This window comes from Bacillus cytotoxicus NVH 391-98, assembly GCF_000017425.1.
Lineage (GTDB): Bacteria > Bacillota > Bacilli > Bacillales > Bacillaceae_G > Bacillus_A > Bacillus_A cytotoxicus.
On sequence record NC_009674.1, the window covers coordinates 1,797,041 to 1,819,875 of the forward strand.

A 22,835-nucleotide genomic window follows, 5' to 3' on the forward strand; every position below is an offset into this window, starting at 1 on the left:
AATATTTTTGAAGAAAACATTTTACCATTATATGATGAAACACCGTGCGCCATTGGTTAAAAATGAAATATCTGATTTGGCAGAAGCAATCTACGATGATTTAAGTTTTCCAAAGCAATCAGAAGATTATCATGAAATTAGTTCATACTTAGAATGCAGTGGATTAATAGAAAGTATGTCTATCTTTGATAAGGCATGGGATTTGTATTTACAAGAAAGATAGCTAGCATAATATGGTATGTAAACATACATCGCTTTATAAAAAGTGATGTATTTTTTTTATGAAAAAATTTTTTTGAATATACGCTTATGTGATAAGCGTTTTTATATCGTTCGCATATACTGTTATCAAAATCACGACTCTAAAAAGGAGAGATATAGATGTCAAGAAAAAAACAACCTAAATATAATGTCGGAGATATAGTCGTGATTACGCTATATGGAACCGTGGGTAAAATTACAAATACTAATTTTCTATTTTTAACCAAGGGATATTATGTTATTATTTCTAATATATGTAATAAGGGGTGTGGGCAATGGGATTAGCTGCAATTTATTTACGTTTATCAAGAAACGAAGAGCAGTTAAACATAGACGAGATTTTATTAAATCATCGAAACGCCTTAACTAAACTTGCAAAACAACAAAAATTAACCTATGACATTTATCAAGAAATCTCAAGTGGAGTAAATATGGAAAGACCGCAACTAAATTTATTGTTAAGCAGATTAGATGATTATGACGCTCTTCTTGTAATGGATATAGACAGAATTTCACGTGACAACGCTCATGCTGAAGAAATTAAGAAGATGTTGATTATACACGATATTAAAATTTTGACTCCCCAAGGTGCAATTGATTTATCACAGGAAAGTAATGAAATGCTTTTCTCCTTCCAAGCAATGATGGCGAACTTTGAATATAAACAAATTCGTAAAAGATTGGGAAGAGGACGATTAGCGGCAGCCGAGCAAGGGAAATGGACAATGAGTAACAGAGTCCCTCTAGGTTATAAAAAGAACGAAGAAAAGCGGTTAGAAGTAGTTGAAGAGGAAGCTAAAATCATTCGATTTATTTTTCAAAAGACATTAGAACGAGTTAGCGCAAACGAAATTGCAAAGCAGTTAGATATACTTGGATGGAGAAGTAGACAAGGTAAGGTATTAACTTCAGCACATATATCAAATATGCGAAGAAATGTTGTTTATTATGGAGTTGTAAAAGCATGTAGGAAAGTAAATGGTAGGGTTGTTGATAAAGTGTTTGTTGAAAATGCTCATGAACCCATTGTGAGTAAACAGATATTTTTTGAGGTTCAAAAAATATTGGAAGAAAATTCGACAGGAAATTTCTTTAATAAAAGAAAAGTGACTAGGAAGCTACAAAATCTTATTTATTGTAATTGTTGTGGTAGAAAAAGATACATACAATTCGATGGAAATGGTGTTGATTATATAAAATCATGTATCTATAAAGTTGATAATAATAAATGTAGAGATCGAGGATACAAATATGAACCAATTGAACAATTTGTATTACAAAAAGTTAAAGAAAAGAAACCAGATTTTGAACAAGAGCTGCAAATGTTGAAATCACTTGATACGATAGAGATAGAAAAGAAACTATTCATTCAACGAGAGTCATTAGAGAAACAAATAACGAGATTTAATAAACGTCAACGGAATCTTAAAGAAATGCGGATGGATGGGGAGATTACAAAATCCGAGTTTTATGAAATGCGTGAAGAAAACGAAGAACAAATCAAACAAGTTAAGCAACAAATGGAGCTCATTGATGTTAAACTTGAGAATTTATCAAATATGGATGAAGAACAAGCAAGATTGCAAGATGCGATTAAAAAGTTAGATAAATTAGAAGAGCTTAATGCAGAAGCATGTAACACGTTTTTGAAGAAGTTTATAAAGAAGGTATGGTTCAGTAGTAATACAGAAGCGAATCATGACACAACAAGATCAAGAGAAGGCGCTACAATAGAAATTGAGTGGCTATAAGCTGATAAGGTTCAGAATGGTTCCTAGAAAGTCTTATCAGGCTAACTGTTGAAGTAAAATAGAAGGTTGGGGCATGAGTGCAGAGGACATTTTAAGACTTATTGAAGAAACTGATACTTATTTAAAGGATACTTATGGCATACGTTTAACATGTTATTTTAGTAATTAGATAGGCAGTTTGTACATATTGCGGCTCTAAAAATCAGAAAACAATTTCCAAATAGCTATAGAGCTAGGTATTGTGTTTTCCTTAAATCGTAGAAACGATAGTGTAGGTTTGATTCCAAAGCAATTTGGAATAGACCATTACAATCACAATGTCCTTTTTTATAAATCTGCTTATAATGATCCCATGAACTTTCAATTGTTATGTAAACCTTGCAATGGTAATGATTGAAGAAGGAAACTAATATAAAATATCAATTTTATTGTTTTGTTATCACCTCGGTATTAGAATGTCGAGGTGATTTTTTTATAACATATAAATTTAAAAGGGAACAGCAGGATACTCTTATAAATGTGCTAATTTTAAAGAGTACGCACGAAATAAATGGTTCAAAAAGGAAATACGAGAAAAATATCCATAAATAGGTAATTTTGATATAATATTCTTAGAATGAGATGTTAAAATGGAATTAGGAGAGATAACGGTGGCAAAGAAAATATTGATTGGGATGAGCTCAATTGTAGGGGTGGTTGCTCTTACAGTTGGGGTAACCTACGGAATGATTTATGTTGCACATAATCCAGTAAATAAGAAAACTAGTACTGAAGTAGATATAAGCGAATATAAAGAAGTTCCAAGAGAAAAAGAATCAATGACTGGTCAGATAGATGAAGTTTTTATGAATCTTCCTGTTACTGAAAGTTCTAATGAAGATGAAGTTATTAAAGCGATGCATCACATGACTCATCAAAAGGTAGTAGCAACTCAGAAATGGGGTGCTATCCCGATGTCTAAGAAAAATGCAGAGAAGATAAGAGACATTTTAAATAATAGTAACTTTGAAAAGAAAGAGGAATTTTTAGCAATCAATGAAAGATGGATAAACAGAGATTTTAGTAAAATTGTAGAAGACCATAATTACTTCTGGACTACTCAAGAAGGTAACGTTGGTAAAGCCACAGGAGTTATGGATGCAGTAGCAGAACAAACTTTTGTTTTGAATAATTTCGGAGAAGAAGTTACCCAAGATTTATTTAAACAAGGTGATCTTAAAGAAATAAAATAATAATTGATTATGAGAAAGCTTCCGTTAGGGAGGCTTTTTTAGTTTTGATTTACACTTTTCATTCTCTCGATAGAAAAATGATAAGGACAAAGAACACAGACAAAACGTCTCGCATATCATATCGGCAGAGGTGAGAGGTATCATGAATTTTAAATACAAAGAAATTGGAAAGTTTGATGCCCGTAAAGCAGCAAAAGCCCTCCTTGAATTGGCACAAGAAATAAAATTAGAGGATAAAAAAGAATGTAAAAGTGAAGATGAAAATGATAATGAGAAAGTAAGTTGAACCCGTACATATTTTGTGTGTACGGGTTTTTCTTTCTGATTTATAATGAATTATATAAAGGGGTGATACATATGAAGATGAACGAATATTCTGTTGATTTAGAGGGTGTAAAGAAGATGTTGGAACTTTACTCAAAATTAAAGGATACGGATATCTTCAAGGAATTTTATGAAGAAGAAAGCGAACCAATAAAAATAGAAAAATTAAAAATATGAAAATGCTAGACGGTGTATATGTATATGAAGTAAATAATCACGATGGATATTATGTGGAACAAACGCTTCAACATGTTACAGAGCAAGATGTGAAAAAAAATAAGACAGAGTGGATTGAGCTATGTTATCAGTTTACATTTGGAGATCTCGTGCAAGTTTCAGGATATGATCAAGATATTTTTCGTATTGTTGGATTTCGTACAGAAGTATGGAGATATAAAAATGATGCGTGGGAAGATACGATATATGAATTATCAAGAATTACAGATGGTGAGTGGTTAGAAGCGGATGAATCTGATTTAACACTACTTGCGAATGCCCAAACAGCAAATGCGATTTTAAAGAAAATGAAACAAGATAAAGCGGGAATGAATAAATTAGACTTAGAGAAATTGAAATCCATTAATAATTCAAAGAGAGTAAGTATTAAAACAAATAAGCAAGAAATTATTGATGGGTTATTAGATATTTATAACGATTATCAGTTATTATATGAAACTTTTCAAGATGAAGAGTATAAAATTGTGATGAATGTAATTCATAATTATCTAGTAAAATTAACAGAGAAAAAATAACGGATTAGAAAGTAAAGAGAAATTGGATAAAAACGTATGTGGTATAAGGTATGCCTACTATACTTAAAAAAATAAAAAGCCATTTAATAAGAGAGTCTGCCCATTTGTCCTCATGCATGAACTCTTCTTTTCTTTGCTCTATTTCATATTGATATTTCATTATCATTACCTCCTTTTAATAGCTTGTACTACATCGTATGTGCTTGCTCACAGCAATATGACTGAAAAGAATAAGGTGGAAAAGAAAAAGTATTTTTCTAATTTCATATACATAATTTTGAAATTCTTTCATAAAACAGAAATAAAGGAGTGATGCTCATGAAGGAAATTGAAGTCGTAATTGACACGGAAGAAATTGCGGAGTTTTTTTATGAGCAACTAATTGAAAGAGGATATGTACCGAAGCAAGAAGAAATCGAAGATCTTGCTGACATTACATTTGAATACTTACTAGAAAAATGTATGATTGACGAAGTGTTCGATGGAGATGAAGAGTAAAAGTAACGACGGGATCAACTCGTCGTTTTTTTACTCTTCTCAACATGATTCTTCTTTACAAAGTTGTCACAAAATTCATAAAGAAATATTGGTATAATGAAGATAAAATTTTCTATAAGAGGTGAAGGGATGTTCAAAAAAATTATTGATTCTTTATTAGGAAAAAAAGGTAGATACCACTCTTACTCAAGTAGTGACTATCGTCATAGAAGACGCTCTTATTCAAGCAGCGATTATAATAGAAGACGTCCATCTCACGGATACGGACATCAGCACTATAAAAGAAAACGAAAAAGCCGTAGTTTCTTTTCCAGTAGTTGATGAAATGGCGACATATACTCGCGTGGTTTGATAGACCGCTGCGTAAGAATACAATTGTTATAGAGCGCTATAAGATTGAATCGGTAATTGGAATGGGCAGTTATGGCTTTACCTATAAAGTGGTAGATTTACAGAATCATGAGGTTAAAGTATTAAAACAATTGAGACAAAGTAAGCAAAAGTCTGAATCAGGAAGGGAATCGTTTGTAAGAGAACAGCAAATTTTAAAGAATTTGCAACATCCAGCGATTCCAAGCTTGTATGACCATTTTGTTTGGAAGAAGCAACCGTTTTTTGTCATGGAGTATATGGCGGGAGAGAATTTTGAAGATTTTATTTTTCGAGATGGGTATATATATGAAGAACGAGAAGCGTTTTATATCTTATATAAAATATTAGAAGTTGTTTCTTATATTCATAGTCAAGGTATCATTCATCGCGATTTAAGAATCCCTAACATTTTAATGAGTGGGAGTTCAATTCATATTGTTGATTTTGGATTAGCGAGATATAAAGGAGACATAGATGAACGAGCGGGGTTTTATGAAGGCGAACAAGCTTTTATGCGCGAAGTGGAACATCGCAGTGACTTTTATGCGCTAGGCCATTTTATCTTATTTTTGTTATACGCTAGTTATGAGTCTAACGATAAAGTAGAAAAGCCATGGCATGAAGAATTACTGTTAGCGGAAGGTAATAAAGAAATTATTATGAGAATGCTGCAAATGAAGAGACCATATTATGAAAATGTACAAGAGCTCAAGCAGGATATATACTTTGCACTAGAAGAGATGGGAGATTTGTGTTTCAAAAATTTCTAACATGCAACAAGAAATGAGTCGTTATATTTCTTCATAAAAAACATGTATAAAAAAGAAATGGAGAGGGAAACTAAAACAACCGCTCCATTTCTTGTATTGTGAGGTTATGTATGTGAAACGATATCGACATTTATACTTGTTAAGTGGTATATTACTCATTTGTTTTGTCGTATTATCATTTTCGTATCATACCGCTTGTATTGAGAAGTTTGATGATGTGATTACAACATTTATCCAAAGCTTCCGAAATGAATATTTGACGACTTATTTTATTTGGATGTCTTATATTGGCTCTAAAAAAGTCTATTTTCCATTGCTTATTATCATCGTAATGTACTTTCTCATCCGAAAAAAGTTGTTGAGTGCGTTATTTTTAATGATTAACTATTATGGATCTCGTTATCTTAACAGTATGCTTAAGCTATGGTATGAGCGTCCAAGACCTGATGTATCACAACTTGTCACAGCGACTGGGTATAGTTTCCCAAGTGGTCATACGATGAATGCGACGGCATTTCTAGGGTTTATTGCCTATGTGACGATTACGGAACATCGTATTGCACTGCATAAAAAAGTGTTAATTATTTTTACAGCCTGTTTCGTAATATTTTCGATTTCTGTTAGCCGTATCTATCTTGGTGTGCACTATCCATCTGATATATTAGCTGGATGGGCAGCGGGGGGGAGTTGGCTTGTTTTATGTATTATTTTTCATCAAGCATTCTTAAAAAAGAACCTATAATATCGAAGACGCCAAAGAAGTGATTACTTTGAAAGATAACATGCATTTTTATCGTAATATTGAGGATAGCAAGGAGTCCATCATCTATATACAGTAGGTGATGGACTCTTTTTTCTTATGAAGTAGACTTTTTCAATGGTTTCATGGCAACATAGGTTCTTTTTGCATAGGTTCAACATGAATATGAGTATATAAAATTCCGAATTTCTGTTGTAACATGTCTTCAATTGCGTCCGTAATATGATGGCTTTTGTTTACGTCCATATGGGCATCTACTTCAATTGTAATATCAACATACGTTTGATTTCCATACATACGAGCCCGAATATCAACGATATGTTCAACCCCTGGAACAAGTTGCACTGCTTGAGAATACTCTTCCATTTTTTCAGGATCAATCCCATCTGTTAACATATGAGATGTTTCTATAAAAATATCCCATGCTGTTTTACAAATTATAAGTCCGACAAGTACCGCTGTAATCGGATCAAGAATAGCCATATGGAATTGTGAAGCAACAATTCCAACGACTGTACCAATACTAACGAGTGCATCTGATAAATTATCTTTGGCAGCGGCTTCTAATGCTTTGCTTTTTGTCCGCTTTGCAATTTTTTTATTATACATGTATACACCGTACATCACGATAGCACAAAAGAAAGCAACCCACGCAGCGATTACATTAGGTGCTGTTTGCTTAGGATTAAAAAATGATTGAATAGCGCTAATAATAACTTCGAATCCAACGGATGCCATAATAAAAGAAGCTACTAATGAAGCGATTTGTTCTGCGCGAGAATGCCCATATGGATGATCATGATCACGAGGCTTACGCGAAATTTTCAGTCCAATTAAAACAGCTAGTGAAGCACCGATATCTGTTAAATTATTTAAACCATCTGCACGTAATGCGCTAGATAGAGCGATATAACTAATGATAATTTTTATTGCTGATAAAAATATGTAAGCAACAATGCTAACAATAGCCCCTTTATCAGCTTCTTGATTCGAACATGAATTCATAAAAAGCACTCTCCTTTCTGTAAAGAAATTCCTTCTATCAATAGAGTATCAAAGGAAAGTCGTGTGGGTCTATACAAACATTGTTGACGTTTTATAGCTTTTTGAGCAGGGGATAACAAAGTTTCACAAGGGAAAAATCTGTTGAAAAATCCAAATAAAAAAACCACCGAAACAATATGTTCCAGTGGCATCTCTTATCTTAGTATGCTTCTAAAAATTCAGTAACTTGTTCTTCTGTTTTCGCATTTGCACTATGTAAATGACCTAACTTCTCACCATTTTGATATACAAGTAAACTTGGAATACCCATTACTTGATACTCTTCTGCAATACTTGGAAACTCATCTTTATTAATAGCGTACCATTCAAACTTATTGAACTCTTCCATTACATCCCCAATAAAATGATCCATACGTACACAATCTGGGCACCATGTAGTAAAAAACTTAACAACTACTGGATCTTCGCTTGCGATAATGTCTTTGAATTCTTGTTCTGTTTTGATTTCTTTCATGTTTTTGTCTCCTTTCAATCGTATACGAATTCGCTAGTATTTTTATGCAAAATTCGTATTTGCAACCATTTTGCAAACATTAGTGTTTTTGAAATAGATTATTTGCAAAATCCTCCACTGCTTTTCCTTGAAGTCCTGATACAACATGAGAGTAGGTTTCCAATGTGATGCCTACTCGTTTATGCCCTAATCGTTCACTCACAATCTTTGGATGAATACCTTGTTTCAACATCAATGTCGCATAGGTATGTCTGAGATTATGGAACCGAATATCAAGAACTCCACTTTTCTTTATAAGCTTTTTCCAGAGCTGTGTCAAACTTTTGAAATTACAAGGTTTTCCGCTTGGAAGTAGGGCATACCAAATCATAGTCCTTGTATAAGTTGGCGTATCGTTCTTTTTCTACATGTATTCGCTTATATTGTTCTTCTAATGCGTGTAGTGTAATTTCAGGAAGTACAATTAGACGTTTTCCTGTAGCTGTCTTTGGCTCATAAAATTCTTCGGAGATATGAGAAAGGGAACGGTTCACGGATATTGTTCTTCTTTCGAAATCAATATTCTTCCATTGAAGTCCTAATATTTCTCCTTTACGCATACCACAAGTAATCGCAAGTAGATGTACAACGCGTAGTATCTACTTGCTTTTGTGTGTTCCAAAAAACGGAGAACTTCTTTCTTAATTCAGTCTATATAAATAAATTGAAAAAGAGGTGGGAAGAGCCAACAAACATGTGGAAAATAAGAAAGGGGAGGAAAAATGCCTGAGTTAATTGATGTAAAAGATCTGTCGATGAAGAATTTATTTAAAAGTACGAAAAGTTCGTTTTCTATTTCATTCATAAAAAATATGGTCACAGATTACAAGCGATAAAAGACGATACAGGTGTTGAATTTGAGGATCTAGTGCAATGGCATGGTTGCACTAATGAAAGCAAGAGAACAATTCAAGCCGGAGCTTGGTTTTAAATTCCTTACGTTTGCTGCACCCAGAATAGTTTATGAAATTGGTAATGGGATCTGGAAGACATAGAAGTTGAAAATTGAACGAACAGTATATTATGCGAAGGGAAAAATCTTGAAAAATAAGTTATCAGAAGAATCGGTGAACCATATTAGCAAAACTTTGGATATGGGTCATGGACTTGTTGAGGCTGCTCAACTAGGGACATTCTCTTTAGATAAAGTTATCTATCCAGCTGACAACGGTGAAGGGGTAGATGTAGAAAGTACATTGGAAAATAAAGTGATTCTTCATTCTTTTTTCGATACATTACAGCATAGCGAATTGATTGTATGGGACGTGCATTCTAAGGGAATAAGGCAAGAAAATATCGGAAAACGTATAGGGAAATCACAGGTTCAAGTTAGTCGGATTGTAAAACGAATGAATAAGAGAGCAACGGCTTTTGGGCAGCAGCAAGGGGTTGCGAAGTAAGACTAGAGCGTTATTTGAAGGAGCGTGATAACTGAAATGCCAAGGACATATCAGCTATCACTGAAGTAGTTCTTGAATCTTCTTATTAAGTTTTTAATTTGGGTTTTTGCTGCCATTTTGAGAAGAGAGTGTGTCAAAAATTAATCCGAACATTGCTCCGATTAAAGTCGGCAAAATTATACTCCATGCTGCGAATGACATAAGTACCCCTTCTAATAATAAAATGTTGTAACTATTGATTTTATTGTATCTGAATATTTAGATTCATTATAGGAGGAAGGTTAGAAAACTAAACAAAATTCTTATTTTAGTTTAGCATTTGCGTTTACAACATGAAGATGAACAAGGTTTGTGATGAGGTTTAGGACAAGGGATGAAAGGAGCTTTGGAAGTAGGACAAGGACATGCGATTGGAGGAAACTTACAATGACGTTTAGAGCAAGAGCACGGCTTTATTTTTTTACAAACGCAGTATTCAGTTCGATAGCAACGGTCTTTCATAAAAATATTACCCCCTTTTGTAATAGATTTATGATAGTATATGTAATTTGAAGCAAAGCGCTTGTTTAAAGACCTAGTATTAGATGTTTTAATAGATTTTGATTTGTTTTAAGAGACAAGAATTCATAAAAAATATATATTCTTGAAAGAATAATAGTATCAAACTATTTTCAGACATGTATAACAAAGCATGCCATGCTTACAATAATGGGATTGTAACTTAAAGTGATAGGTATAGTATGAATATAGTTAAAAACGTTATGCAGGCTAAGTCTGAGATAGAGCTTAAATATTAATATACGAGGGGAATGGATATGAACTTATTAGAGCAATACATCAAAGAATGGATTAGTGAGTGAGGAACCTTATGAAGCAGATTGGACTAAGGAATTGGAAAAAGAATTTGTGAAAGTTAAAACTGATTGCTATGGAAGTATCAAAACGAAAGAAAGAATCTTTGAAAAAGAGAAATGGGAGAACTATAAGGAGCAAGGTTACTTTATGGAATAAAAAGAGCAGCTAGCAAAAGCTAACTGCTTATCTAAAGAAATCAGAGAAAAGATTACCGTGTCATTTACAATATTGACAGAATATAGAGGTTTATTCTAGTTGTTCAAACATAGTTAAAGAAAGAATATAACGAATAAAAATTATTCTTGTCGCCTATTTCTGTATTTTATTCACAAATAGTTCCGGTAGCTATTCCGGTTGGAGCGACACCTACTGGGACATTAGCGATAACAGTATTAGTAGCAATATCAATAACAGAAACTGTATTACTAGCTTGGTTTGTAACATAGGCACGAGTGCCATCAGGTATGATGGTTACTTGATCTGGGGATAGTGCAACAGGAATTGTATCGATTACAGTATTTGTTGCCACGTTTATTACTGATACATTATTGCTAACTTTATTTACAACGTAAATAAGAGTGCCATCAGGTGTAATATCTATACCAACAGGTTCGGTACCTACGTTAATTGTATCAATAACGGAATTAGTAGCGGTGTCAATAACAGAAACAGTACCGCTGTCTTGATTTGTGACATAAGCACGAGTCCCGTCTAGAGTGAAGACGATTATCCTAGGACGAACGCCAACAGGAATGGTAGCGATAACAGTATTAGTAGCAGTATCAATAACAGAAATTGTGTTACTTAATTCATTTGCAACATATGCAAGGGCTCCATTTGGAGAAACAGTGACCCCTTGTGGATCGATGCCAACAGGAATGGTAGCTACAACGGTATTAGTAGCAGCATTAATAACAGAAACAGTATCATTACCATGATTTCCAACATACACAGTTGTGTTATCTGGAGAAACAGCTACACCAATTGGATTAGTGCCAACAGGAATGGTAGCTACAACAGTATTGGTAGCAGTATCAATAACGGAAACAGTATTAGAGAAAATATTAGTAACATAAGCACGAGCCCCATTTGGAGAAACTGTTACTTCAAGAGGTGCATTACCTACAGTAATCGTATCGACTACCGTATTTGTTCCGGTGTCGATTACAGATACTGTATCATCTGTAGGGTCGTCACGGGTTCCTGCATTTGTAGCATAAACAAGGAAATTACATGCAGGCCCGGTCGGCCCAGTCGGCCCTGTTGGCCCGGTCGGTCCCGTTGGGCCTGTTGGTCCCGTTGGGCACTCACAATCCCCTGTTGGTCCGGTAGGTCCCTGAGGCCCTTCAGGCCCTTGGATTCCTTGCACACCTTGAGGTCCTTGAGGCCCTTCAGGCCCTTCAGGTCCTTGGATTCCTTGCACGCCTTGAGGTCCTTGAGGCCCTTCAGGCCCTTCAGGTCCTTGGATTCCTTGCACGCCTTGAGGTCCTTGAGGCCCTTCAGGCCCTTCAGGTCCTTGGATTCCTTGCACACCTTGAGGTCCCTGAGGCCCTTCAGGCCCTTCAGGTCCTTGGATTCCTTGCACGCCTTGAGGTCCTTGAGGCCCTTCAGGCCCTTCAGGTCCTTGGATTCCTTGCACGCCTTGAGGTCCTTGAGGCCCTTCAGGCCCTTCAGGTCCTTGGATTCCTTGCACGCCTTGAGGTCCCTGAGGCCCTTCAGGCCCTTCAGGTCCGGTTGGCCCGGTCGGTCCTGTAATTCCAACTCCCGTTCCAGTCGGTCCGGTTGGCCCAGTTGGTCCTGTAATTCCAACTCCCGTCCCAGCAGGTCCGGTCGGTCCAGTTGGTCCTGTAATTCCAACTCCCGTCCCAGCAGGTCCGGTCGGTCCAGTTGGTCCCGTCGGCCCGGTCGGCCCAATATTACTTAATAGTGAACTATTCAAGACTCCTTGTAAAATTAAGTTGAATGTTTGTTGTAATAAAGAATCTGGCAGGTTTGAACAACTAATAAGTGAAGATAAATTTTGGAATAGAAATTGAAATAATGCTGAAATTTGAGTAAGAGATGCAGTAGGTAAGGAATTGATTAATTGATTTATGGTTCTTATAACTAAATTTCTATTTGGTGTATTTGGTTGTACCGCTATTAATAAATTATTTAATGCCTGTAATGCTGATTGAAGTGTTTGTATAGTTGCCGGATTCGGTGTTGTAAAAAAAGAAAGGATAGCTTGGTTTAATTGGTTTATTATTTTTAATAATTCTTGCTGTTGAGAAGTTGAGAAAAAGACAGGTGTACAACAATTGCTCTGATCACAAGGGGATATAGAAATAAAGCAGGGGTGCTGAAATTTATCACACGAATTGGGTGAGCGTGATTTTTGATTATGTCTCATAAATACCTCCTTTAAAAAATTTTTTCAAACTGTTAAGTGTGTCTTAATTAGTTATACTAGTAAATTAATTTGAAGCATTTGAGGGTAGGTGTTTCATATTTTTCCTTTAAAGTATATGTGAACAAAATGGAGATGTTCCTATGGGACATAGCATAGGGAAGGGAATTAAGGCTATAGGATGAAATGGACAAATAGTTGTACTTTATTAGTTATTTTGGAGGGGGAAAAGAGATGAGTACAGTTACTAATCATGTACTAAGTTAGATTAATGAAGAAGGGCAACAACAAGGAAATGATGCTTATGCGTTTTTAACAAACATCCTCCTGTGTCTGTTTCTATACAAACAGCTTGAAGATGAGGTGATTTTAGAAAAACAAACAGATTAAGATGAAAAGTTGTTTGTTTTTGACCTGAATAAGTCTAATTGCATTGAGAATGGCAATTACTTTGAAATATTAATTTACAAGGAAGAGATAGACAGGCTAATATTGTATGAATTTGAGTGACTTATAACAAAAAACGCTATTGGGGTAGAAGGGAGAGGCTACCATGAAAATACCGTGGAATGAACGAAGAGTCAAAGCATATATGCAATATGTAGAAGAGAGCGAAAAAAGGATTATGAAGTTGGAAAGTGATTATATAAAAGCACAGGAATCATTAAGAAAAATTATAGAACAGATTGCACGTGAAAAATAAAGAAAACAGAATCTTCAAAAAGACTTGTATGATTGCGGTGGTTGGATAATATATGACGGTGAATGGGATGAAGTAGACAAGCAATAAAAGAGCAGCTAGCAAAAGCTAACTGCTCGTATTGGAGGCCAATCTGAATGAACTTATGGCATACAGCTCATCAATAAACAGTATTGACGGAATATTAAGTTTTATACAGAGGGACAGAAATAGTATATGTACAAACTGTAGACTGAATTAGATAAAAAAATAACATAGTTGCAGCGTAGCAAGATAAAATTGCAATGATGGAAAACATGGTTTTTAGTTTTCGGTGTTCTTTTTCATCTTCCGTGGCAAACGAAATATATTTTCGTATTCCAAGTCCGAATAGCAAAAGGAATTAGTTAGAAGTTTATTAGTACTTATTGAAGAGCAAGACGATGATGGGAAAGAATTAAAGATACCATCTGATATCGATAGAACAATAGCGGTTTACCATTTAGGATTATTGGAACAGGCTGGATTTACAGTTCATTAACTTGGGAAGGGCATGAGTTCCTAAATGCGATCAAAAATGATACGGTTTGGAATAATGTGAAATAGGTAATCAAAGAACAGGGAAAGTATCCCATTTTAGGTTATGAAAGCTCTCGCGATAACAGTATCAAAGGGAATATTTTTAGGTTAATCAGAAAGCAGCCATGGTCTGTACGACTAATCTTAGTATGTTTTCTTTGTTATATAGAAATTACACATTAAACGTGAAGTGGAACAAAATGGACATTTGAATGAAGAACACCTACCTTCCTTAAAATAACCTTAATTTATCTATAGATTTAATAATATCTGAAAAACTAAATGGTATAATTTTCTAAGGGAGCTTATATAAAGGTTATTTTAGAAAAGGAGTAGATGGAAAATGTTTTACAAGCTCAAATTTTATTTAGTGAGTATATTAATTAGTTCGTTTTTAGGCGGAATTATCATAGGTGGGAATTTCTTGGTCCATAACATCTATAATTTAGTTGCAGGCAAAGAATATCATTTTAATATGTGGTCTTCTATTATTATATTTAGTGTCGTATTTATTTCGGGCTTCTCGTACATGTTGAAGAAGGGGCCAGATATACTTGTTAATGATTAAACCAATAGCAATTATAGTAGGCGCTGCCGTAATCTGGGTAGCGTCTTGTTTGTTGTTAAGGACAAATAAGGAGTGAGGGAATGAATAGCGATGATGTAAATTAAAAGTGAATACTATTTCATTTCCCATGCATACAACGAATTTTCTAACGGACTTTTCTTAAATCAGGTTCTTTTAAGTGCGACAAGCATGAAAATTTTGAAGGTAAGTGAAAAAATAGGGGATTAAATTAAACATTTATTACAGTCAAGAATATTTATAAAAATATGAGTATGAAACCAACTTTTGTAATCGTTCGCACATTAATCCACCGCAGCTTCTTGAAGTCCTAGTACAACATGAGAGTAGGTATCCAATGTGATGCCTACTCGTTTATGTCCTAATCTTCCACTCACAATCTTCAGATGAATATACCGTATTCAACATTAAAGTCACATGAGCATGTTTCAGGTTGTGGAACTAAATATTAGGGATCTCATTTTTCTTTATAATCTTTTTTTGAAGCTGTGTCAAACTTCTGAAATTGTAACGATTGTTGTTAGAATTAATCATAGTCATGATAGTTATTTTCGCATCGTTTTTCCAACATGATTTGAACTTTTTCATAGATGTTACTTCTTTATGACTTCGTTCTGTATTACTGTCATCAGAGATTGAGAAGGGATATAAAAAACATAATAATATATTATAATAATATTTTCACTTCACAAAAAAGGTTCTGCTGTCTCCAGCAGAACCTTTTTCAAAATGGCAAAGAGTAACTCTTACCTTACTCTTTGAGAATATCATACACAAAAGTTAGATGAGTGTCTAGGTCAAATATTTACAATATAATTATTCGAATATACTACTTTTTAAAGGTTGACTGAGAAAAAGAGCAGCTAGCAGAAGCTAACCGCTCATCTCCAAGGGGGACTGGAGAAAGAAAAAAGTCAGAGGTCATTCAATGAGCTATGGCATACAGCCTATGTATAGTATTAACAGAATGCGAAGGTTTATACAGAAGAAGGGTTTTAAAATAGTATTTAAAAAAATCGTGTTGTATTTCTTGTGTTTCAGTATCCTTAGTTGCAAGAGGATATAAGAGATGAATACTATACTCTTAAACGTTTGTATGACTTAGAAAGAAAATATTTGTTAGTGTAGAAAAAACAAAAGGTGAACTGAAAGAAAATAAATTAAAAGGACTTGCTGTCCGACGCAAGTCCTTTTAGAAAGACGACAGAGAAATAATATGGAGATTAACTATATAGTAACAAAATTCGTGAGGTAAATCCATATATTGGATGTTGAGAAAAAATTCTTCATCCAGGTAAAAAGAGAAATAGAGATGAGATTACAATATGAAAAAATAGTTATTTGAAATTTAATTTACTGATAGTAAACATTCCAGTAGATAGGATTCCTGAACCTACTATAGAGCCTAACCAATCTCTCCAAGTTAAGATATGTAAAGGTGTATCTGTTAAATTGATCATTAAGAATATAATAAATATCGAAATACCGTATATGAAACATCCCTAAAATCATTGGCAAGCCTTTGAAATAGTGGATAGATGAATCTATTCATCTTTTTTATAGTAGAAAAAGGTGTATTTGCTAAGTTTTAGAGATTAATATTATAAAAAGTAACATATTTATTTTGGGGATATCCTTTCTTTTTTCACCTTTTGAGAGGGACAAGCATATGATAAAGTGTAGGACAAGCTCACTCGCTTATATCCTATTCAATACTCATAAAAAACTCCTTATCATGTTAGCATCCAACTAGTGGATGCTTTTTTTTCGGAATGTTGAGAATGGAAAGGTGTCCATCACCTATGACAGTAGGCGATGGACACCTTTTTCTTATGAAGCGGGTTTTTTATTGTTTTACAGCATGAATGTAGTGAATCGTTTCAAAGGCAGATAGATAATCTTGTCGATTGCGAAAATAAAGCTCATTGATTTGAGTTGGTGATAAATGTTCATAGATGAGTAAACCGGATTTTTCTAACATCTTCTCCATTTCAGAATAAGAAAAGCACGATTTCATCGGTTCACCGCCCGTAGAAGCCATTTTGATCATATTTTCAACTCTATTAGAAATTCCTTTTGTTTCAAAGAGTTTTTCATCTGCATAATCAAACACAATAGAACTTCCCGGTGGAACGATAGTAAATAGATCATGAATCAAATTCGACATTTCTTCTTTCGTTAAATAATAAGAAACACCTAAAAGGCTAAAGAACGTTTTTGTACGACGAAATCCTTCGGCTATTAGGTTTGGATACATAAACTTTTTCGTAAAGTCCATAGAAACAAAGTGAAGATTACTAGGGATTTTCAAATCTGTTTCATGTAATCGTTTTATTTTAAAAGTTTGTGTAGCAGGGTGATCAATTTCAAATATTTTTAAGTTGTTTTCCAGTTTTGGATGTCGAAAGCTAAAGGTGTCTAATCCAGCTCCAAGTATGACATATTGTGTTAATCCTAATGTGATTTCGTGGAGTAATACTGCTTCACAATATGCAGCACGTGCTAATGGTGTGGGAGAGAGTTGCACTTGGGTAATCCATTTTAATAGTTCTTCTGTATTTCCGTTCAATTTTTGCGCAATATCTTTGTTGAAGAATTGTATACCTTGTACCATGTTTTCTTTGATCATATTGTATTCTTGTGCAGAGATTAACTCTTTTGCTATATCATCATGAAAAATTTTCGGTGTATCAAATTGACTATGATACGCTCTGCTAAAAGCTGCTACTAATGAAGTTATACTGGATGCGTTTTTTTTCATCTCAACACACTCCTTTTTAAAAACAAAAAATAAGATTCTCCTGGCCGGGAGAATCTTATTATAATCCTAAAATAATCAAAAGTAAATTATAGCATAAAATAATTTTTTTGTCAAATATTTTGATTTTTGATATGCGAGGTAAAATTTGCTTAAAGAAAGTCATTAAGAATAAGACAAAACTCGTAAGTGAGAGGCGAGTTTTGTCTTAATTGTGCTAATGATTAGTTTTTGTTACTTTTGTTTCTTTTGCTTATTAGGTGTAATTTCATGAGCGAATTCCGTATTTGCAAAGTTTAATTTAGCTGGAGTAAAAGTTTTTGCCGTATTTTGAACACTTTGAAACAACCGTTGAATCGGTTTCTTTATATTTGAATTCCGTGTTGCAGCTACACTGAAAATGGTTCCTAATCCTAATAAGGAAAACCATATCCATCCTCTATTATTTCTTTTATTTCTAAACAAGTTAAACATTTGTGGCGGTCTTCTTCCAGAAGTAAATAATGATGTGACGAAATTAAGTATATTCATCTCTTTGCCCCCTGTAAAAGTATAATTAGAAAAAGAATTGTCAGTTCTATTTCACATGATTTATCTTGCAATATTTTATAAAAATTTATGATACCAACTTATAGTAATGTCTTCGTTTTTTTTTCTAAAATCTTAAGATTTCCTAAATATTTTCCATAAAAATATGCAAAATAGTTTTATCAATATTTCAAAAAGGGAAATGAAAACAAGATGAAAAGTTATGTACTAACGATTTGGAATTTTATTGATCCAATCTATTACAAATTTACGCGATTAACTTATATTCATAAGGGAACTTGTGATGACAATATTTTGCGCGTGAGGCTTACGCGTTACAAAGGAAAAAATATCACGCTTTCAGATGGTACACAAATCAATAAAAATGATACTTTGATTAAAATTCATTTACACAATGTTCGTTTATTAAATGAAATGAAGTCGTTTGAAAATAATATTAAAAAAGGAAAGTTCATTTATCAATATGTCAAAAAGTCCTTACCAGATCTTGCATTATATATTCAAAATCATCCTAAGGCAGATAAAATTAAAGGTATAATTGGAATTACTATGTTAAATCGGGGCGCAGATCGATTAGGATTTGAATTTGTTTCTATTTCGAATCCTCTTTATAAATGGTTTAAATGGATAGCATTTATACCAATATGTTTATTGTCTGGTAATAATTCGATTATAAAAATGATAAAGAATAATATATCTTCTTCTCCTCAATATTTATTTATGTCAAAGGAAAGTTTATTGGAAAGATACCCTTATAAATCCTTACATGAAGTCTCTAAAAGAAGATAGTAGAGCAACATAAAATTCTATATTCTAATTGTAGAGTAAAGATAGAAGCTGTTAACGAAATCTGTTAACAGCTTTGATTGTCTATACTGCATGTAGTTCTTTATTTGTAGTTGAGATTGATAGTTGATGCAATGTAATTTCTGGTCTACTGCCCACTCGAATATTTACTCCTGTTTGCCCAAGTCCCTCATTAATATAAAAAGGTTTCCCATCTTGCGTATGAAGTCCTTTTATCATATTCATTCTTGCAAGTTTCCCCATCTTCACAAGGTGATAGGCCTTTGGATAACAAATTTGCCCACCGTGGAAATGACCAGCAAGTAAATAGTCAAAATGATATTCTTTCATATGAAGAACGATATTTGGATCATGAGTTAATACTAAATTTACGCCTTGCTGAATCCCTTTATACGAGGCTGTTAAGTCACTGCGTTTCGTACTAAAGTCATCAATACCAATAATATTTATAAGTTTACCTTGAACATAAATGATATGATTTTCATTTTGCAGTACTTTACAGTTATATTGTTCGAGTGTTTCTTTTAATGTTTGTAAATCTGTTTCGTGCAGCACATAATCATGGTTACCAAAAACGGCGTATATACCATACTTCGCGTGTAATTGATTTAATACTTCTAAATAGGGAGCAAGTTTCGGTATAGTACGCTTACGGTCAAGGAAATCTCCCGTAAGTGCAATGAAATCAATTGATTCATCTTTTAGTTTGTCATAAAGCTGAGATGGGGAAATAGAAATATTTTCGAGATGCAGATCGGAAAGGTGTAGAATATTTAATTTTAAATCTTGTTCGTGAATGTACTTTTGATTGATTTGAACTCTATTCATAACAACATCAGCTGTGTTTTTATGAGCTTTTTTGAAAAGGTAGAAGAGAGCAATAAATAAAATAGATAGTAATAAAATTTTCATTTCATCACTCCTTTTATAAAAAATTATACATGAAAAATCTTTTCATTTTGTATGTAATTTATGGAACAAGAACCATCATTCATTACTACTAGAATAGAAAAGAAAAAGTGCTACATAATAAAAAATGAACGAAAAATATATCATCAATTGTTATGGCAAGAGGTGCTGTATGGAACAATATGCAACGCAAAAAAAGATCTTATTTTTACCATTTTTACAAATCCCATCGGGACATTATCAAGTTGCAAATGCATTAATCGAGGGAATACAGAACGATCAACTTCATATAAAATGCGATCAAGTTGATATTCTCTCATATAGTTATGGGAAAGTAGAGGCATTCGTTTCTAGCATTTATTTAAAGTGGATTAAGACACTTCCTAATTTGTACAACAAGATATACAAAAATTTTGTTTACAAAAACGAAGAAGAGCAGAAACGTTATCGGTTATACGAAATTTTGTTTGTCCCATTCATGAGAAAGTTAATAAAAGAAAAACAACCTGATTTGATTGTTTGTACGCATGCATTGCCTTCATATATATTAAATTATTTAAAAGAAAAAGGTGAACTGAAAATCCCTGTTATCAATGTATATACGGATTACTTTATTCACCAGGGATGGGGGATTACACATATTGATTTTCATTTTGTTCCATCCCATTATATGAACGAGTTTTTACAAAACAAAGGGATACATAATGAACAGATTTTTATTACAGGAATTCCTATTCATAGAAAAATAAAAAAGCAAAAAGAGCATATAGAAAACGTTCCATCTTCTACACTGTCAGTCTTAATTACCGGTGGAAGTTTAGGAGTTGGAGCCATGGAAGAATTAATTGACCAAATAGGAATGGAAACAAGCATTCATTTTTATGTGTTATGCGGGAAAAATAAAAAATTATATCAAAAAATTCAACGATTACAACGAGAGTATATTATTCCTTTACCATATATTACGAGTAGAGAAGAAATGAACAAACTTTATGATCTAATAGACGCTATTATTACAAAGCCTGGAGGAGTTACAATTAGCGAGAGTTTATTTAAAAGAAAACCGATTTTTATATACCATGTATTACCGGGGCAAGAGGAAATTAATTTGCAACAGCTAAAAAAGTTAGGCGTAATCATCCCGCTGAACAAGGTGACAGGTAAAAAAGAAACTCTTGAGGAGCAATTATGCTCCTTTTTTCAAAATAAAAATCGTTTCCAACGTTATCAAGAATGTATCACAAACTATCAGCAACAGCTCATGATGAAGGAGCCATCACAAATTCTAAAAGAATTAATTAATAATGATATGGCCGAATAAAGCTTGCTGCTTCTTTTATGAAAATAAATGAAGTGATTGTGCTATTCATTGTATGTTATGAAATGGATAATTCGTTTTGATTATATATTTTTTTATATAAAATGATTTTATGAGGTGACATTTCATATGGAGAATATCGGACAAATTACCATAGAACTTATAGTCGGTTTTTTCGTTTTATTAATTGCTACTAAGTTGTTAGGGAAAATGCAGATTTCTCAACTGACTCCCTTTGATTTTATTTCTGCGATTGTTCTTGGTGAACTTGTTGGAAATTCTATTTATGATCCTAAAGTGAAGGTATGGTCTATTTTATACGCTGTATTTATATGGATCATATTAATTTATACGATAGAAGTATTGACGCAAAAATGGCGAAAGGCAAGAAATATGTTTGAAGGGCATCCTTCTATCCTTATACGAAATGGACATATTGACAGAGAGCAGTTAAGTGCGAATCACTTAGACTTGAACCAGCTACAACAAATGTTGCGACAACAAAAAGATATTTTCTCGGTTAGGGAAGTAGAGTATCTGATTTTAGAACCAAATGGGAAAATAAGCGTCATAAAAAAGCCGCAATATGCATCTCCTACAATTAAAGATTTAAGTTTAAAACAGAAAGCTGTATATATGCCGATTTCATTAATCAGTGATGGGGAGGTTATTAAGGATAACTTAAGAGAAGCAGGGTTTGATGAAAATTGGCTTTTAAAACAGATCAAACAAAGAGGGGTTACAAAGTTTCAGGATGTATTATATGCAGAATGGAAGACAGATGAAGGGTTTTTCTGTCAAAGAATGGAATGACTATTGCGGATTTCTAAAACAAGAAAGCTGGATCCTCTAGTGATAGATGAAACGAGATTGCCGAGTATCATTGTAGCTTTCTTATGATGGGAAAAGTAAAGTTGTTCATTCAAACGGCCTCCGTGTAGCGTAATGATAGGGAAGGCGGAGTCACATGTGGAACTACATAGCATATCACAAAAATCTTCTCTGCGTCATGCATTTACTTGTCTTTTTCTTTTATTTCAATGAATAAGAACGTGGGCGAAATCGCATACTTCTATTTCAGATGGGAATGATACCCATTATAGTATCTGAAAGAAAAAGGGGAGAATCTCAATGAATTACAGGATCTTTAAAAGTATTAATGGATTAGCTGGTCGTAATTCGAGCTTGGATGCATTTATGGTATTTATTTCGCAAAAATCTCGATTTCTTTACATTCTTTTATTACTTATCATGTGGTTTAGAAATAATGGATGCCGAAAACGTATATTGTTTGCCGGTATATCGGTAGGAGCTGCTTTATGTGTAAATCGTTTCATTCAGTTTTTTTATTTTAAACCACGTCCATTCATTGTACATCCTGTGCGTTTACTTATTCCAGCTAAAAAGAATTCTTCATTTCCTAGCAAACATACAGTTGTGGCATTTGCCTTAGCGACTTCTATCTTACTGCGTGAGCGTTTATTTGGAGGTGTCATGTGGATTTTAGCCATTTTAACTGGTTTTTCAAGAATTTGGTTAGGGCATCATTATCCATTCGATATCATAGGAAGTGCCTTCATTGGAAGCTCAATTAGTGTAGCTGTTGAGAGAATAAAACATTTATATAGACGGTACAGAAAAGAAACATATTTCTTTTCATAAAGGTGAATGATAAAAACTGAAGTAGATTGAAATAAGTCGCTTATATAAGAGAATTACAAACAATCG

At 33.6% G+C, this 22,835-nt stretch carries 26 protein-coding genes and 3 pseudogenes; 19 read left to right on the forward strand and 10 right to left on the reverse strand.

The annotated features are described in order from the left end of the window. The first annotated feature begins 7 nt into the window (after positions 1–7). From BCER98_RS08790 to BCER98_RS08805, 7 genes are all read left to right on the forward strand, one after another. Positions 8–223 (forward strand): YozE family protein, encoded by a 216-nt coding sequence (locus BCER98_RS08790; protein WP_012094179.1) that lies wholly within the window; start codon positions 8–10, stop codon positions 221–223. Between the two features lie 158 nt (positions 224–381). Continuing rightward, the gene (locus BCER98_RS22445) at positions 382–546 is read left to right on the forward strand and encodes a hypothetical protein (protein WP_164468625.1); all 165 of its coding nucleotides are present in this window, start codon (positions 382–384) and stop codon (positions 544–546) included. After that, positions 537–2,012 (forward strand): recombinase family protein, encoded by a 1,476-nt coding sequence (locus BCER98_RS08795; RefSeq protein WP_012094180.1) that lies wholly within the window; start codon positions 537–539, stop codon positions 2,010–2,012. Before BCER98_RS22445 ends, BCER98_RS08795 begins: the two co-directional genes overlap by 10 nt. Positions 2,013–2,662: 650 nt before the next feature. Further along, positions 2,663–3,244 (forward strand): PRK06770 family protein, encoded by a 582-nt coding sequence (locus tag BCER98_RS08800; RefSeq protein ID WP_041809688.1) that lies wholly within the window; start codon positions 2,663–2,665, stop codon positions 3,242–3,244. Positions 3,245–3,386: 142 nt separating this feature from the next. Further along, on the forward strand, positions 3,387–3,530 hold the full coding sequence (locus BCER98_RS22450) for a hypothetical protein (RefSeq protein ID WP_164468626.1): 144 nt from the start codon (positions 3,387–3,389) through the stop codon (positions 3,528–3,530). Between the two features lie 71 nt (positions 3,531–3,601). Further along, a complete protein-coding gene (locus tag BCER98_RS22455) occupies positions 3,602–3,745 on the forward strand; it encodes a hypothetical protein (protein WP_164468627.1) in 144 nt (47 codons plus the stop codon). Then, entirely contained in the window at positions 3,742–4,320 is a 579-nt protein-coding gene (locus tag BCER98_RS08805) for a hypothetical protein (protein WP_012094183.1), read from the forward strand. The genes BCER98_RS22455 and BCER98_RS08805 overlap by 4 nt, the downstream gene beginning before the upstream one ends. 4 nt (positions 4,321–4,324) lie before the next feature. Here BCER98_RS08805 and BCER98_RS20875 read toward each other — a convergent pair whose 3' ends face one another. After that, the gene (locus BCER98_RS20875) at positions 4,325–4,480 is read right to left on the reverse strand and encodes a DUF3930 family protein (protein ID WP_081428369.1); all 156 of its coding nucleotides are present in this window, start codon (positions 4,478–4,480) and stop codon (positions 4,325–4,327) included. A gap of 158 nt (positions 4,481–4,638) precedes the next feature. Here BCER98_RS20875 and BCER98_RS08810 point away from each other — a divergent pair, with 158 nt between their 5' ends. From BCER98_RS08810 to BCER98_RS08820, 4 genes are all read left to right on the forward strand, one after another. Further along, positions 4,639–4,818: a YozD family protein gene (locus BCER98_RS08810; RefSeq protein ID WP_012094184.1), complete on the forward strand. Its 180-nt coding sequence runs from the start codon at positions 4,639–4,641 to the stop codon at positions 4,816–4,818. A 129-nt stretch (positions 4,819–4,947) separates the two neighbouring features. Next, entirely contained in the window at positions 4,948–5,139 is a 192-nt protein-coding gene (locus BCER98_RS20880; protein ID WP_012094186.1) for a hypothetical protein, read from the forward strand. Next, positions 5,139–5,960 (forward strand): serine/threonine protein kinase, encoded by an 822-nt coding sequence (locus BCER98_RS08815; protein WP_041809691.1) that lies wholly within the window; start codon positions 5,139–5,141, stop codon positions 5,958–5,960. Before BCER98_RS20880 ends, BCER98_RS08815 begins: the two co-directional genes overlap by 1 nt. Positions 5,961–6,072: 112 nt before the next feature. Continuing rightward, positions 6,073–6,702, forward strand: coding sequence for a phosphatase PAP2 family protein (locus BCER98_RS08820; RefSeq protein WP_041809695.1), 630 nt, complete (start codon positions 6,073–6,075; stop codon positions 6,700–6,702). A 141-nt stretch (positions 6,703–6,843) separates the two neighbouring features. Here BCER98_RS08820 and BCER98_RS08825 read toward each other — a convergent pair whose 3' ends face one another. The 4 genes and pseudogenes from BCER98_RS08825 to BCER98_RS23465 form a co-directional block, all read right to left on the reverse strand. Continuing rightward, the gene (locus BCER98_RS08825) at positions 6,844–7,725 is read right to left on the reverse strand and encodes a cation diffusion facilitator family transporter (protein WP_012094191.1); all 882 of its coding nucleotides are present in this window, start codon (positions 7,723–7,725) and stop codon (positions 6,844–6,846) included. Between the two features lie 199 nt (positions 7,726–7,924). Continuing rightward, the gene (locus tag BCER98_RS08830; RefSeq protein ID WP_012094192.1) at positions 7,925–8,239 is read right to left on the reverse strand and encodes a thioredoxin family protein; all 315 of its coding nucleotides are present in this window, start codon (positions 8,237–8,239) and stop codon (positions 7,925–7,927) included. A 79-nt stretch (positions 8,240–8,318) separates the two neighbouring features. After that, positions 8,319–8,688 (reverse strand): annotated as a pseudogene (locus tag BCER98_RS23360) (tyrosine-type recombinase/integrase). Between the two features lie 21 nt (positions 8,689–8,709). Further along, positions 8,710–8,838 (reverse strand): annotated as a pseudogene (locus BCER98_RS23465) (site-specific integrase); the annotation flags it as partial. Positions 8,839–9,276: 438 nt separating this feature from the next. Between BCER98_RS23465 and BCER98_RS20425 the strand changes: the two are divergent. Continuing rightward, positions 9,277–9,678 carry a hypothetical protein gene (locus BCER98_RS20425; protein WP_048722900.1) on the forward strand — a complete coding sequence of 134 codons (402 nt, stop codon included), beginning with the start codon at positions 9,277–9,279 and terminating at the stop codon, positions 9,676–9,678. Positions 9,679–10,855: 1,177 nt separating this feature from the next. On the opposite strand, the gene BCER98_RS08850 is transcribed toward BCER98_RS20425, so the two are convergent. Beyond that, positions 10,856–12,925 (reverse strand): YVTN family beta-propeller repeat protein, encoded by a 2,070-nt coding sequence (locus BCER98_RS08850; RefSeq protein ID WP_012094193.1) that lies wholly within the window; start codon positions 12,923–12,925, stop codon positions 10,856–10,858. Between the two features lie 550 nt (positions 12,926–13,475). On the opposite strand from BCER98_RS08850, the gene BCER98_RS22460 reads away from it, so the two are divergent. The 3 genes from BCER98_RS22460 (at position 13,476) to BCER98_RS08855 (ending at position 14,748) form a co-directional block, all read left to right on the forward strand. Then, positions 13,476–13,625, forward strand: coding sequence for a hypothetical protein (locus BCER98_RS22460; RefSeq protein ID WP_157671209.1), 150 nt, complete (start codon positions 13,476–13,478; stop codon positions 13,623–13,625). A 501-nt stretch (positions 13,626–14,126) separates the two neighbouring features. Beyond that, positions 14,127–14,207: a DUF2513 domain-containing protein gene (locus tag BCER98_RS23675; protein WP_368860178.1), complete on the forward strand. Its 81-nt coding sequence runs from the start codon at positions 14,127–14,129 to the stop codon at positions 14,205–14,207. A gap of 316 nt (positions 14,208–14,523) precedes the next feature. Beyond that, on the forward strand, positions 14,524–14,748 hold the full coding sequence (locus BCER98_RS08855) for a hypothetical protein (protein ID WP_041809697.1): 225 nt from the start codon (positions 14,524–14,526) through the stop codon (positions 14,746–14,748). A gap of 302 nt (positions 14,749–15,050) precedes the next feature. Here BCER98_RS08855 and BCER98_RS23470 read toward each other — a convergent pair. The 3 genes and pseudogenes from BCER98_RS23470 to BCER98_RS08865 form a co-directional block, all read right to left on the reverse strand. Beyond that, a pseudogene (locus BCER98_RS23470) lies at positions 15,051–15,270 on the reverse strand (site-specific integrase); the annotation flags it as partial. Between the two features lie 1,342 nt (positions 15,271–16,612). Beyond that, the gene (locus BCER98_RS08860) at positions 16,613–17,527 is read right to left on the reverse strand and encodes a class I SAM-dependent methyltransferase (protein ID WP_012094195.1); all 915 of its coding nucleotides are present in this window, start codon (positions 17,525–17,527) and stop codon (positions 16,613–16,615) included. A gap of 231 nt (positions 17,528–17,758) precedes the next feature. Next, on the reverse strand, positions 17,759–18,055 hold the full coding sequence (locus BCER98_RS08865; RefSeq protein WP_041809700.1) for a hypothetical protein: 297 nt from the start codon (positions 18,053–18,055) through the stop codon (positions 17,759–17,761). Positions 18,056–18,265: 210 nt separating this feature from the next. Here BCER98_RS08865 and BCER98_RS08870 point away from each other — a divergent pair, with 210 nt between their 5' ends. Beyond that, complete coding sequence (locus BCER98_RS08870) at positions 18,266–18,862, forward strand: YkoP family protein (RefSeq protein ID WP_012094197.1); 597 nt, start codon at positions 18,266–18,268, stop codon at positions 18,860–18,862. An 81-nt stretch (positions 18,863–18,943) separates the two neighbouring features. Here the strand turns inward: BCER98_RS08870 and BCER98_RS08875 are convergent, their stop codons facing one another. After that, on the reverse strand, positions 18,944–19,792 hold the full coding sequence (locus BCER98_RS08875; protein WP_012094200.1) for a metallophosphoesterase: 849 nt from the start codon (positions 19,790–19,792) through the stop codon (positions 18,944–18,946). A gap of 169 nt (positions 19,793–19,961) precedes the next feature. Between BCER98_RS08875 and BCER98_RS08880 the strand changes: the two genes are divergently transcribed. The 3 genes from BCER98_RS08880 to BCER98_RS08890 all read left to right on the forward strand — a co-directional run bounded on the left by BCER98_RS08880 (position 19,962) and on the right by BCER98_RS08890 (position 22,769). After that, the gene (locus BCER98_RS08880; RefSeq protein ID WP_012094202.1) at positions 19,962–21,110 is read left to right on the forward strand and encodes an MGDG synthase family glycosyltransferase; all 1,149 of its coding nucleotides are present in this window, start codon (positions 19,962–19,964) and stop codon (positions 21,108–21,110) included. 126 nt (positions 21,111–21,236) lie between these two features. Further along, on the forward strand, positions 21,237–21,920 hold the full coding sequence (locus tag BCER98_RS08885; RefSeq protein WP_012094203.1) for a YetF domain-containing protein: 684 nt from the start codon (positions 21,237–21,239) through the stop codon (positions 21,918–21,920). 318 nt (positions 21,921–22,238) lie between these two features. Next, positions 22,239–22,769 (forward strand): undecaprenyl-diphosphatase, encoded by a 531-nt coding sequence (locus BCER98_RS08890; protein WP_012094204.1) that lies wholly within the window; start codon positions 22,239–22,241, stop codon positions 22,767–22,769. Positions 22,770–22,835: the final 66 nt, after the last annotated feature.